The sequence below is a fragment of the Flagellimonas meishanensis genome (assembly GCF_019880545.1).
Lineage (GTDB): Bacteria > Bacteroidota > Bacteroidia > Flavobacteriales > Flavobacteriaceae > Flagellimonas > Flagellimonas meishanensis.
In genome coordinates, this window is the sequence record NZ_JAINVW010000003.1 from 1,315,076 (window position 1) to 1,328,995 (window position 13,920).

At 43.3% G+C, this 13,920-nt stretch carries 9 protein-coding genes; 7 read left to right on the forward strand and 2 right to left on the reverse strand.

From position 1 onward, the window contains the following. Positions 1-106 precede the first annotated feature (106 nt). Together K7G75_RS14025 and K7G75_RS14030 are read left to right on the forward strand one after the other, a co-directional pair. Positions 107-1,021, forward strand: a complete 915-nt coding sequence (locus K7G75_RS14025) for a FecR family protein (RefSeq protein ID WP_222984864.1) — start codon at positions 107-109, stop codon at positions 1,019-1,021. Next, the gene (locus tag K7G75_RS14030; RefSeq protein WP_222984865.1) at positions 999-3,566 is read left to right on the forward strand and encodes a TonB-dependent receptor; all 2,568 of its coding nucleotides are present in this window, start codon (positions 999-1,001) and stop codon (positions 3,564-3,566) included. The genes K7G75_RS14025 and K7G75_RS14030 overlap by 23 nt, the downstream gene beginning before the upstream one ends. A gap of 29 nt (positions 3,567-3,595) precedes the next feature. On the opposite strand, the gene argS is transcribed toward K7G75_RS14030, so the two are convergent. Continuing rightward, the gene (gene argS, locus K7G75_RS14035) at positions 3,596-5,374 is read right to left on the reverse strand and encodes an arginine--tRNA ligase (RefSeq protein ID WP_222984866.1); all 1,779 of its coding nucleotides are present in this window, start codon (positions 5,372-5,374) and stop codon (positions 3,596-3,598) included. A gap of 105 nt (positions 5,375-5,479) precedes the next feature. On the opposite strand from argS, the gene K7G75_RS14040 reads away from it, so the two are divergent. From K7G75_RS14040 to K7G75_RS14055, 4 genes are all read left to right on the forward strand, one after another. Continuing rightward, complete coding sequence (locus K7G75_RS14040) at positions 5,480-5,905, forward strand: hypothetical protein (RefSeq protein WP_222984867.1); 426 nt, start codon at positions 5,480-5,482, stop codon at positions 5,903-5,905. Next, positions 5,902-6,420: a DUF1648 domain-containing protein gene (locus K7G75_RS14045; protein ID WP_222984868.1), complete on the forward strand. Its 519-nt coding sequence runs from the start codon at positions 5,902-5,904 to the stop codon at positions 6,418-6,420. The genes K7G75_RS14040 and K7G75_RS14045 overlap by 4 nt, the downstream gene beginning before the upstream one ends. After that, on the forward strand, positions 6,417-7,847 hold the full coding sequence (locus K7G75_RS14050) for an SDR family oxidoreductase (protein WP_222984869.1): 1,431 nt from the start codon (positions 6,417-6,419) through the stop codon (positions 7,845-7,847). Before K7G75_RS14045 ends, K7G75_RS14050 begins: the two co-directional genes overlap by 4 nt. A gap of 195 nt (positions 7,848-8,042) precedes the next feature. Next, complete coding sequence (locus tag K7G75_RS14055; RefSeq protein WP_222984870.1) at positions 8,043-9,542, forward strand: peptidase associated/transthyretin-like domain-containing protein; 1,500 nt, start codon at positions 8,043-8,045, stop codon at positions 9,540-9,542. A gap of 131 nt (positions 9,543-9,673) precedes the next feature. On the opposite strand, the gene K7G75_RS14060 is transcribed toward K7G75_RS14055, so the two are convergent. Beyond that, a complete protein-coding gene (locus K7G75_RS14060; RefSeq protein WP_222984871.1) occupies positions 9,674-11,974 on the reverse strand; it encodes a hypothetical protein in 2,301 nt (766 codons plus the stop codon). Positions 11,975-12,262: 288 nt separating this feature from the next. Here K7G75_RS14060 and K7G75_RS14065 point away from each other — a divergent pair, with 288 nt between their 5' ends. Continuing rightward, positions 12,263-13,759 (forward strand): BCCT family transporter, encoded by a 1,497-nt coding sequence (locus K7G75_RS14065; RefSeq protein ID WP_222985041.1) that lies wholly within the window; start codon positions 12,263-12,265, stop codon positions 13,757-13,759. Positions 13,760-13,920: the final 161 nt, after the last annotated feature.

The following is a 13,920-nucleotide window of genomic DNA, read 5'->3' on the forward strand; positions in this document are numbered from 1 at the left end:
GCTTCAATGTTCAGTTGGCAATTGTTAATTGCTAATTGTTAATTGTTGCTAGAAGGGTAGGGTTTTTTTAGATTGAATTGTTAAACCAGTATAAAGCATAGAAATCATGCAAGAGAATTACTTGGCAAAATGGCTCAGCGGAGAGCTTTCCAAAGAAGAACTCGAGGAATTCAAAAATTCCGACGCGTATGCTTCTTACGAAAGGCTTAGGGCGGGGGCAGCATCGCTTTCCGGCCCTGATTTCAATGTGGATAAGGCACTTGAGCGTTTGAACGCAGAACATATTGGCCAAGCGCCAAAGGTAATCAGCCTGAACCCCTTCAAAAAGTTTCTACGGGTGGCCGCCGTTATTGCCATCTTGCTTGCCGGTTCCTATTTTTATTTATCCGGTTTGAACGAATCCGTTTCCACCGAATATGCCCAGCGAACCGAGGTCACCTTGCCCGACGACTCCGAAATTTTCCTGAACGCGGATTCCGAAGTCTCCTTTAGCCAAAAAAATTGGAATGAAAACCGTAACGTCATCCTTCAGGGTGAGGCCTTCTTCAAAGTGGCCAAGGGACAAAAATTCACGGTAACGACCAACCAAGGCCAAGTGGCTGTGTTAGGCACACAATTCAATGTGGAGAGCAGGGAAAACTTTTTTGAGGTCACCTGTTATGAAGGATTGGTAAGTGTAACGCATAATGGAAAAGAGACCCAATTGCCAGCAGGAAACTCCTTTATGATTATCAATGGGGCGCAATTGAATGCATCCAAGCCCAAAACAAACCAACCTACCTGGTTGGACAGCGAAAGTAGCTTTGAAAACATTCCATTAAAATACGTTTTATCCGAACTGGAAAGGCAATATGACCTCAAGGTGAAAACGGAAAATGTGAATGTAGATCTCCGATTTACCGGTACCTTTAGCAACAAAGACCTCGATATGGCCTTAAAAAGTATAAGTTCCCCCTCAAAACTGCGTTATAACCTAGAGGGCAATAAAGTACTTTTTTATGCTGAGAGCACTCCGCAATAGCCAAAGAACTTTTATTTCAGGGGTATTTCTGTTACTTTCCATTTCCACAACAGCGCAAGGGGAGCAAGAAGATACCCATTCGCTGATTTCCTATGTAAAAGAACTGGAGGACAACTTCAACGTCAAGTTTTCATATCTCAATGAAGATTTGGAAGGAATAAGCCTGACCGTCCCAAATAATTTGGTGGCCTTGGAAGATATTCTAAGGTATCTAGAAAATGAATTCCATATCACGATTGAAAAACTCAGCGACCGCTATTATGCACTTTCCAAAGATTCCTCAGTGACCATTTGTGGTTTTGTTTTGGACAATTTTGCTGAAAATACCATCCCAGGCGCCACTTTGGAGGTATTGGGAACCAATACAGCCTTGATAACTGATGAAGATGGGAGTTTTACCGTGGTCGATGCCCCCCGAAATGGCTCGCTTAGAATACGATATCTTGGATACACCACAAAAATAATCAAGGTAGAGGACCTACTTGATGGAGGAGGCTGTTCCAAAATCCTGTTGGCCCAGCAGTATGAAAAATTAAATGAAGTAATCGTATATAAATTCCTTACCACGGGCATCATTAAGGAAAGGGATGCAAGCATTACATTGAACACAGCTGATTTTGGCATCTTGCCGGGGCTCATCGAGCCCGATATCCTGCAGACCGTGCAGGCCCTTCCGGGAATAGAGAGCATTGATGAGACGGTTTCGGACATTAACGTGCGCGGCGGCACCAATGATCAAAACCTTATTCTTTGGAACGGTATCAAAATGTACCAGTCCGGACACTTCTTCGGTCTTATTTCCGCTTTCAACCCTTACCTAACGGATAAAGTGACCGTGATCAAAAATGGCACCTCCGCAGCCTTTGGTGATGGTGTGAGCAGTGTGATCCAAATGGAGACCAACAATCAGGTGCCCGATTATTTCTCGGGCGGGGCCGGATTAAATCTTATTAGTGGGGATGTTTTTGGACAGATTCCGGTTGGAGAGAAAATGGGGCTCCAATTTTCCGCAAGACGCTCCACCACCGATTTTTTGAACACACCCACATACAATAATTTCTTTGATCGTGCCTTTCAGGACAGTGAAGTCACGAATCAGAATAACGTATCCGTGGATGACGATATCCTAAGACAAGAAAACTTTTTCTTCTATGATTTTACCGGAAAGTTGCTTTATGACATCAATGCTGACCAAAAATTGCGCTTAAACTTCATCAGCATCGCCAATAATCTTGACTATTTGGAAACAAACGAAGTCAATAATGAGACCACCATCAGTATTTTGGAACAGAACAACTTCTCCATTGGTGGGCAATGGCTCAGTAACTGGACGGATAGGTTTTCCTCCCATCTGAATGTATACTATTCCAAATATAATTTGGATGCGCAGAGCATTTTTGCCAATCAGGTCCAAACCCTTAATCAAAAGAACATTGTGGATGAACGGGCCGTAAAACTCGATTCGCAATATGAAATTCTGCAAAACTTGGGATGGCGCAATGGATTTCAATATATAGAGACAGGGATTGTCAATAGGGCATTTGTGTCCCAACCCAATTTTGACACCAACACCAAAGGGGTGATAAGAATCTATGCCCCCTACTCCGAAATTGCCTACACTTCCTTTGAAAACAGGTTCATCGCTAAAATTGGGGGCCGGTTCAATTTTATTGAAAACCTGGACACGTTTTCCAAATTCCTTTTGGAACCCCGACTCAATCTTAACTTTAGGTTGGCCAACCATCTTAGGGCTGAGGTTTTGGGAGAGTTCAAAAGCCAGACCACCAATCAGGTAATCGATTTGGAGCAGAATTTTCTCGGCATAGAGAAACGACGATGGATCCTGTCCAACGACGATACACTTCCCATTACAAAGAGCAAGCAGGGCTCAGTAGGCATCAATTATGAAAAGAACGACCTGTACCTTGGTTTGGAGGGGTTTTACAAGCGGGTGGATGGTATAAGCACCCGCACCCAGGGTTTTCAAAACCAAAACCAATTCAGTGGAGAAATTGGAAGCTATGATGTAAAGGGAGTGGAATTTCTAATAAACAAGCAGGGTGACAACTATAGCACATGGTTCAGTTACACGTTCAATAAAAATGATTATACGTTCGATTCCATTGTGCCAAGCAGTTTTCCCAATAATCTGGACATAAGGCACACCCTTACCTTTGCGGGAACCTACACATACGGCAATCTGAAATTGAGCGTCGGGGTCAACTACCGCACCGGAAGGCCCATTACAGAACCGTTACCGGGCGATGAGGCTCTGGACACCTCGGTTTTTCCCACGAGAATCAATTACCAGGCCCCAAACAGCAGTCGATTGCCCGATTATTTCAGGGCCGATGCCTCTGCTGTATACAAATTCAACCTCAGTAGTCGCATATTGGCCAATGCCGGGATTTCCCTGCTCAATATCACCAACAGAAAAAATACCTTGAACCAATATTACCGGATCGGTGATGATGAACAGATAGAAACAGTGCAGAACATTTCGCTGGGGCTAACCCCCAATGTCAGTTTCAGGGTCAGTTTTTAGGACCAATTGGCTGTTGGCTTTCAAATGCATTACATCCGTTCCGGAACCTCAATCCCCAAAAGCTTGAAAGCGGACCGGATTACTTCGCCCACTTTTTTGCTCAATTGAACCCGAAATACCTTTTTCTGATGGTCAGGTTCTCCAAGAATGGAAACCTGCTGGTAAAACGAATTGAATTCCTTTACCAGGTCGTACGCATAATTGGCAATTAATGCGGGACTGTAGTTTTCGGCGGCCAACTGTACGGTTTCTGGAAAAAGTTGGACAATCTTTAACAGTTCCTTTTCCTTCTCGTGAAGGTCAAAACTCATATCGAGTGCCTTCGAGAAATCAAAATCAGCCTTGCGGAGTATGGATTGGATCCTTGCGTAGGTATACTGGATGAATGGTCCCGTATTTCCCTGAAAATCCACAGATTCCTCAGGGTTGAAGAGGATTCTTTTTTTGGGGTCTACCTTCAAAATATAATATTTCAAGGCTCCCAGACCTATGATCCTATACAATTCCTGTTTCTCTTCTTCGGAATACCCCTCCAATTTTCCAAGTTCCTTGGAGATTTCCGCCGCTGTATCCTCCATATTCCGGATAAGGTCGTCCGCATCCACCACGGTACCTTCCCTACTTTTCATCTTTCCGCTGGGCAGGTCCACCATGCCATAGCTCAAATGATAGAGTTTTTCTGCCCAAGAGAAGCCCAATTTCTTTAAAATCAGGAACAATACCCTAAAATGATAGTCCTGTTCGTTGCCCACTGTGTAGACCATCCCATTGATGTCCGGAAAATCAGTAACCCGCTGAATGGCTGTTCCAATATCCTGGGTCATGTACACTGCGGTACCATCGGAACGCAGCACGATTTTTTCATCCAGTCCCTCATCCGTAAGGTCGATCCAAACACTGCCATCATCCCTTTTGAAGAAAACCCCCTTTTCAAGTCCGTCCTTGACCACATCGCGGCCCAGAAGATAGGTATCGCTTTCATAATAGAGCTTATCAAAATCGACACCCAGATTTTTGTAGGTAGTGTCAAACCCTTCGTACACCCAACCGTTCATCATTTTCCACAACGCCACGGTCTCGGTGTCACCTGATTCCCATTTTCGGAGCATTTCCTGGGCTTCCAATAAGATGGGAGCTTCTTTTTCAGCATCCTCTTTTTTGATGCCGTCCGCAACCAACAGCGAAATTTGTTCTTTGTAGGTCTTGTCAAACGCCACATAATATTTACCCACCAAATGATCGCCCTTCAGTCCAGAGGTTTCAGGGGTTTCACCGTGACCAAACTTTTGCCATGCCAGCATACTCTTGCAGATATGGATGCCACGATCATTGATGATCTGGGTCTTGTACACTTTTTTTCCCGAAGCCTTCAAGATTTCCGCCACGGAATAGCCCAACAGGTTGTTTCTGATATGGCCCAAATGCAAGGGCTTGTTGGTATTGGGAGAGGAATACTCCACCAATACCGCATCTTTCGAGGTGGTCCTGGCATAGCCAAAATGCGGTACATCCAGAATGTCCTTAAAAAAGTTGAGGTAGTGGCCATCCGAAACCACTAAATTCAAAAAACCCTTTACCACATTGAATTTGGCCACTTCCTGCAAATGTTCCTGCAGATAGGCTCCAATTTGGTTCCCTATGATTTCGGGGTTCCCTTTTACATAGCGCAGAAGCGGAAATACCACAACCGTAACGTCCCCCTCAAAGTCCTTTCGGGTGGGCTGCAATTCCACGGAGGGCACATCAGCCTGAAATAGCTGTTTAACCGCTTCCTTTACTTTCTGCGTCAAATTGTCCTGCAAACTCATCTCATTGGCGTTTGAGCCCGCAAAACTACATATTTTTTACCCTTTTGTAACATAATTACCAAGGCATTGCCCCTAAGGTAGTGGCAATTTTGATTAATTTTAGGCATGCTTCTGAACGTATCGTACACAGATAAGAAAGTAACCCGGAAAATTGATGCTGCCGTTGGGAAACCTTTTTCTTTAAAAGAACGATGGGCCTTGGGCGGCATCGGCTCTCCCAAATTGTTTATTACCGACGCCAGTGTTGAAATCCAAAATCTCTTGATCTTGGACAACAACCTGAACAGCTGCAATATTGAAATGCGACCAGGGGGCATCATCATTAGGTTTCGTTCCCTTTTGGAGACCTACGGCCTGGTGATTCCCTACCACAAACTCAGCATTTATAAGGGTGATCTGGCCATATATTCCATGTTCAAGGACCACTATTTCATAAAGGTAAGGTCGGACACCAAGGCCATTCAAAAATATTTTAAAAAGCTGATGGACTATAAAGCGGACAATGCACCAACTTCAATAGAAGACCTATGAAACTTTTCAACGACCATCCGAAAATAGAAGTGACTCCTACGGCCACCGATAAAAAGTTGATCAAGATTGGATGGCTGGTCGTTGCCCTGAATGCAGGGGTGGTACTTCTTTTTTACTTCGACCTGCCAAAAACCATTCCCACCCATTTCAATTGGGAAGGCCAGGTAGATGGATACGGTCATAAACTCAGCCTGTGGATAATCCCCTTCATCAGTGCGCTGATGTACATGGGATTAGGGTTCATGATCACCAAAATGAAACCCTACCAAATGAACTATCCGGTTAAGGTTACCGAAAAGAATGCGCCAAAATTGTATGCCACTGCCCTGCGAATGGTAACCGTAATGAATTTGTGCTTTGTAATCGCTTTTTTTATCACCACAACAGTGATTTTGCTCAAGGTAAAGAACTTGGTCGATGCTGTGGACGTACAATTGCTCATCGGCCTATGGATACTCAACGGATTGGTGCCCTTTTACTTCATTTACAAAATGTTCACCCTTTCCGATAGATGAAAATACTCCTCACCGGTGCCAACGGGTATATTGGAATGCGGTTGCTTCCCCAATTGTTGGAGCTTGGCCATGACATCGTGTGTGCGGTGCGGGATGAAAAACGCCTCTCAGTGGATGCCCGGATCCGTTCCAAAATAGAAGTGGTGGAGGTGGATTTTTTGGAAGACGCGCAGGAAGATGTCCTCCCAAAGGATATAGATGCCGCTTATTACCTCATTCATTCCATGGCATCATCCATTTCCGATTTTGATGAAAAGGAAGCCATTGCCGCCCACAATTTTAATGCACATCTGTCCAAAACACAGGTAAAACAAGTCGTTTATTTAAGCGGAATAGTAAACGACACCGAACTCTCCAAACATCTAAGTTCCCGTAAAAATGTGGAGGACATCCTTTATCAGGGGCCCTTTGAACTGACCGTTTTGCGCGCAGGGATCATTGTGGGTTCCGGCAGTTCGTCTTTTGAGATCATTCGGGACCTTTGCGAAAAATTGCCCGTGATGATCACCCCAAAATGGGTGCTCACCAAAACCCAGCCCATTGCCATCAGGGATGTAATTCAATTTTTGATTGGGGTTCTGGGACGTCCGGACACCTATAACCAATCCTTTGATATTGGAGGCCCGGATGTGCTTACTTACAAAGACATGCTCAAACGCTACGCCAATGTCCGTGGCTTCAAAAACTGGATCTTTACCGTACCCGTTATGACACCGAAGCTCTCCTCCTACTGGCTCTACTTTGTCACTTCCACCTCATACAAACTGGCCGTTAACCTGGTGGACAGTATGAAAATGGAGGTGGTGGCCAAGGACAATCGATTACAACAGTTATTGGGTATTGAAACCCATACCTACGAACAGGCCATCGATATGGCATTCAAAAAAATTGAACAGAATTTGGTGGTCAGCAGTTGGAAGGATAGTATCGCCAGCGGTCAAATAAGCGAAGATCTGGAGAATTACATCCAAGTGCCAAAATTCGGGGTGCTCAAGGATGAGCAGGTGGTGGCCATTGAAGATGAGCAGGCCGTGCTGGACAAGATTTGGCGGATTGGCGGGGAGACAGGATGGTACTACGGGAGTTGGCTCTGGAAAATCCGGGGGTTTCTTGATAAACTGAATGGTGGCCCGGGACTCCGTCGTGGCCGCACCCACCCGGACAAGATCTACCCCGGTGATGCGCTCGACTTTTGGCGGGTACTCCTGGCGGACAAAAAAGGAAAACGATTGTTGCTCTTTGCGGAAATGCGCACTCCCGGGGAGGCATGGCTCGAATTCAAGATAGATGAGGACAAAAAACTACATCAAATTGCCACATTCAGGCCCAGGGGCCTCAGGGGCAGGTTGTACTGGTACAGCGTACTGCCCTTTCATTACTTTATTTTTGGCGGCATGATACGGAATATTGCCAACACCTCGTCATAATAACCAAATTGTCATTCTGAGTGCCGGCCAGCTTGCTTGGGAAGGCGAAGAATTTCTCCATGAGCTGTCATTTCATGCTTGACACGAAGTTTTTTGGAACAATCCGTGTTACAAATCATAAGGCCAATCGTCCTACTAGCAAGCAACCCTTTTAGGGTTGTTCTGTCTTTAAAGGAAATTCATCAAAAAAGGAATATGAGCAAGACCCCGCTTCTTTTACCGTTCTTCGCACTGCTTTTTGGCCCAACGTTGGTCGCCCAAACTATAAGTTCCCGATTGGTGGATGCCAAGACCCAAAAGGGCATTCCGTATGCCACGGTGCAATATGGTGAACATCAAGGGGTGATCACCAACGAGGAAGGGCGTTTCAGTTTTGCGGTGGATGGCCGCACTTCCCTGCTCGATTCCATCTACATTTCGTCCATGGGATATGCAAAAAAAGGTTTTACCCCGGAACAGTTGCAGGACAGTGTTTTGGCCCTTCAACCCAAGGCCATAGCACTGAGCGGAGTGTATCTGTTTGACGAGGAACTCTCTGTGGAGGAGATTTTGGAAAAAATGAAGGAACGCCTGCCCGAAAATCTGAACAATGACCCCGTAAAGCAACGTTTCTTCCTTCGGAAGTCGGAATTGGGCAACATCCATAAGGTGGATTTTGGCTTTGAAAAGTCCAGCATCAAGGAACTCAACAAGGATTTGATGGACAGTCTTGCCGCCTCCATCCCCAAAAGGGCCCACCACTACACCGAAACTTTGGGAGACCTATATCTACACGATGGAAAATACAAACTGGACATCATCAAGGCGGCCGACCTGTATGACAAAAATGAAATCGCATCCATGGAGGACTTGGGCAAACGCATGGAGGCCATTTTTACCAAAAACATAAAACCCGATTCCTACCTGAAGATAAAATCGGGCATTTTTAGCCAAAAGGTGCAGGTAGATTCCATTTTGGCGGAAATGGAGGAGGAACAGGCCGAAAAAATCAAGGAGGAAGTCGAAAAGGACACCGTTTCCGGGCTTTTGGATGCACAACGCTATGTGTTCAGGGAACTGTTGAGGGAGCTTTACTACAAGGAGGACACCAAACTGGATGTGATAGAAAAAACCCGCCGCTACGATTTTAAACTGGTGGGCTACGCCGACATTGCCGACAAAGGGGTGTACGTCATAGATTTTTGGCCAGACCGTGGCAGTGCCCATTTTAAGGGCCGCCTCTATATAAATATAGAGGACTTTGCCGTGATGCGCCTGGATTTTGAAAACGTGGAGCGTCTCAGCAATTTTAAGCTGTTGGGCATCACCTATCGTGAGGAGCTATATAGGGGGACCATGCGCTTTGCACAACTGCCCAACCAACGCTACGAACTGCAATTTATGGACCTCAGCATTGGACAGTATTTTGCCGTGGACCGACCGCTAAAAGTGGTGGAAAAGAACAAAAATGTAAAGGGCCGACGCAAACAGAACGAACTGTTGCTCAACATTGACTTTAGGATGGGCGGCACCAACAAATGGGAATTGGTGGTCTTTGAAAACACCATGATCCAAGAACCCCAGTTTGCCGATTTTAAGGAGGACAAAAGCATACAGGCCACCTATATGCCCACCTATAACCCCGAGTTTTGGCAGGGCCATACCATTATGGAGCCCAATCAGGCCATTCGTGAGTTTACGGTGGAGGGGGAGTGAATTCTCTTGGGTAAAAACACCTTTAATCGTCAAGAAAGGAGTTGGTGGTCCAAATGGGATGATGGGGTTTTTGAAGAGGTATGGATATCAAATATCAACAAAACTAACTGTAGACAAGTCAAATTTACTTTTTAAGAGTTTTTTGAAATCAAACTATCCAACCCTTCAAATAAATCTTTACTAATCCTTTCGTTTTCTGCCACATATTCAATCTCATTTTGGAGTAAGTTAATTACAGAATCAAAGTACTCTTCTTTTTGGAACAAACCCTTTAATTTGCTAAGTCGTGAGATTTCTGTTTCATAACCATAATATTTAATCATCTCTTGAAAAATGAAATCTATTGAATTCTTCTCTTTTTCAGCTTCAGGAATACTCTCATCAATATGATCAACTTGTACAATTTGTTTTTCGCGAAGTTCTGCAAGGGTGTTTGCATATTTCAAACCAACTTCTTCATTCACATTGATTATTGTCTTGACAACATCAAGAAGTGACTGTGTTTTTTCTTTGAAATCATAACTATCGTCAAGAATAGTCAATATTTCGCTTGATAGAGTTCCAGGTTTAACCTTCAGATTCATCATTGAAAAATGATCCATCAATCGGGTAGGAGTATACATGAACCATCGGGTGCAACTAGGAAAATCTTCAAAATAATATTTTCTAAGCTTAATAAGGCCAAAATCCCATGTGCAGAAAATTGGCTCAATCGGATTAACATCAACATCGGGATCTGCCAATCTTCTAATCATTATTGCATCACTGCTTGTTGCGAAATGTGACTTATACTTGTTATCCTTTTTCAAAACTAAGTCAATTAGTTCCCTTGCTTTGTCCAGATTATATTCATACTCAATTTCTTCAATTTCTACCCCCAGCGTGTCCAAAAGATACTCCATCTGAGATCTAAATGAATCTCCTTTCTCCAATTTTTCATATTTGAACTTAAATTCCAAAAGAAAATCTTCAAAGTCCTTGATTCCTTCATCCAATAAATTCCAATCGCTTAAGTGCAGATAAAAATTGTACAGGATGTTGCTAGTTTTTCCTAATGCGTTAAAATATGGGAGCTTTGTAAAAGGTATAAGCTGCAAAGCGTCAATAAATATTCTCGTTGTCTCTAAAGCGTATCTTCTAATTGTTAGCAACGTCAAATCATTTTCACGGACAAAGCTTAAAAATTGTTTAGCAACTTTATAATGATAATCGTTATAATCAGAATTTGAATTATAGTGTGCAAGCAATAAATTAATCAAGACATTGGTGTCTAAAAAGACAACCTTATTGTGATGGTGCTGCAAAATATAATCTTGAAGCCTATCAGGGTCCGAAACTTTAGAAAAAACTTCGCCAGCAGCTATTCTTGATAGAATCGAACTTTGGTCTGCAATTTCAAGAAGCTCTGAAATCAATAATTCTGATTTATCTTCAGGTATTGATTTCTCTATCAAAAAATCGATAAAAGCTTGAGTTGCTGTTTCTAAATCATGAATTGTTGAGTTTCTGTACGTAAATTCACTTATGTTAATTGAATAGCTACTTTCATAAAGCTTTATTAATTGCAAAATGATATCCTCAATTAATTCTCCAATCTGATATTTCATCAAAACATTGGAAATTTTCTTTCTAAAGAAAGCTTCCTCGATTTTGAATTCATCAAGGACCTTTTCTATTCTTTCTTTTTCATTTTCAGTTAATTCCAAATTTGAAGCACTGGATTTTTTTATTTTCTGTTCTGTATTCATCCTGCGCAAAATACTTTGGAAATATTCATCAGCTAAGGTGGTCTCAAACTGTTTATTTATGGTATCCAATATTTTATAATGATTAGTAGGCCCATTTGTGTTCAAATAGCTAATAATAAACGATTTGATTATGTTGTATTTTATATCGGTAGCTGAGCCAATAGACATTAAATCATAAAAAGCTCTAACCTTTGGGTCATTGAAAAAATCACTTTTGATTTGAATTTTATCAAATTCTGATCGCAATAGAATTTCTTCTTTTACTGCTTCATAAAGCTGAGAAATTTCCGAAATTGTCTCTGCCGCAATTATATCGAGTATGATGTTAAAATCCCTTTTGGCCATTTTTTTTAATTCTAACACGGCCCGATTTGTTATTGGGTAGGAATAGAAATAAACAACCCTTTTAGGCAAACCATAATCTGATACATTGTTTTGAGCCTTGCTTAAATCTTTCCTGAGTTTTGCATCAAAATCCTTTTGTCGCGTTGTAGTTGCTTGATATTGCACTTGCATTTCCGAAACTGAAGCATTTCTCATATCAAGTCCTTTGTCATGGGGGCCATTACAGTTTACTACCTTATCAAATCCTTCGACCTCGATTAAATATTTTTTTGCTATGTAATCAAATTCAGAATCCGTTAAAGAAGAAATTAATTGAATTAACAATTTAGTCTGAGACATTTTTGTGTTTAATGGTTACCAACTTATTTGATTACCAATGCATCATGATTTAATCCAACAACTTTTATCAGAAAATATATTTCCGTCTTTGTTTGTTCAAGTATGCAAATGGGGTCATGTGAATATAGTTCTTTTTCGTGTAAATGTCCTATAGGGTTAAAGGCTAGATTCTGCTGTTAAATATACCCTTGATCTTTTTAATTAAACCCTTTACCAAAGAACTATTACCCTTATCCTTATGCCTTTCCCTAAAGATGATTATTTTCGGCAGTATTAAATCAACGCTCCATCCTAGGCTTATTTAAAAATAACAAACTCCTTTCCGTATCCACAGGGTTATTGCTCATCTTCTCCCTGGTGGTTTTCCTGTTTACGGAGTGGAGCTACCGGTCCATAGAGTCCCTGTCCCTCTGGGTGCGGAACCATTTTGGGTATTTTTATCTGTATTTGGGGTTGGGCTGCGTGCTCCTGCTCATGGGCATAGCCCTTTCGCCCTGGGGCAAACTGAAATTGGGCAAGCCCCATGATGCACCCGAACATTCACTATGGGCCTGGGCAAGTATGCTCTACAGCACGGGCATGGGGGCCGGTATTCTGCTCCGTGCCGTGCAGGAGCCCGTTTTTATGCAACAGAACCCGCCCTTTCCTTCCAATAGCGCACCGGAGATTTTGGCCCTGGAATTCACTTTTTATCAATGGGGGTTCACCGCTTGGGCCTTTTACGGGATTTTTGCCCTGGTCATCGGTCATGCACTTTTCGTCAAGAAACAGCACGTGTTGGTCAGCAGTGCCATCCCACCAAAGTTCAAAGGTCGAAAACGCGCAAACGCCATCGACATTTTGGCCATTGTAACCACGGTTTTCGGGCTGATAGCTGCGATAGGTTTGGGTACGGCACAGATTACAGGCGGTATCAACCATATTTTCAATGCGGAACTTGGGGTTTGGGTCACTTTGTTGTTGGCCGTGGTAATTTCAAGTATTGCCTTTGTCTCGGTTTGGATGGGGGTGGATAGGGGCATCAAGCGAATCTCCAAGTTCAATATTCTCATCACCCTGCTTCTTTCGGCCTTTGTATTTGTCAACAGCAACATGGGCAACATCCTGGTTTCCTTCGGAAAAGCCTCACTGCAATACCTTATCGACTTTGTTCCAATGAGCCTTGCCCTGGGCACCTACGATCCCGGCATTTCCTTTCTTACCGATTGGACTTTTTATTATTGGGCCTTTTGGTTGGCGTGGGCGCCGTTCACCGGTATTTTTATCGCCCGTATCTCCCAGGGTCGCACCGTGCGGCAAATGCTTTTGGGAGTGCTGATTCTGCCATCATTGGGCACTTTCTTCTGGTTTTCTGTCTTTGGCACCTCTGCCTTCGAGATCATCGAATCCTGGGGTAGTTACCAAGGGGAGTTTGACAGTGTGTTTTCTTCCATTTTCGTGTTTTTTTCAGCCTATCCGTTTTCTGGCCTGCTAAACGGAATTACCTTGCTGCTTTTGGTCAGTTTTTTGGTCACTTCGGTGGATTCAGCGGTTTTTGTGCTGAGCATGTTCACGGACAGGGGCAACCCAGACCCCAATAAAAGGCATCGCCTGATCTGGTCGGCGGTTGTGCTTTTTACAACGCTGGCACTTATTCTTCTGGGGTTTGCCAAACCGGATGTTGATATATTGGTGGCCGTGCAGAAATTGTTGATCATCACTTCCTTGCCCTTTGCCTTTTTTATGGTATTTATGGTTTCCGTTTTTTTGGCAGGGTTTAAAAAAGGGGGAAGGGTGAAAGGTTAAGGTTGAAAGGCAATGGGTCAAGGAGTCATTTTGTTATAAGGCGCGAAGCAATGGTTAAGAAATCCTGTTTCCATACTTTGCCTTTCTCGACTGCCTGCCCGTCCGGCAGGCGGGCGCTCGAAATGACAACCCGCAAGGACATTCCGTAACCAAAATGCACC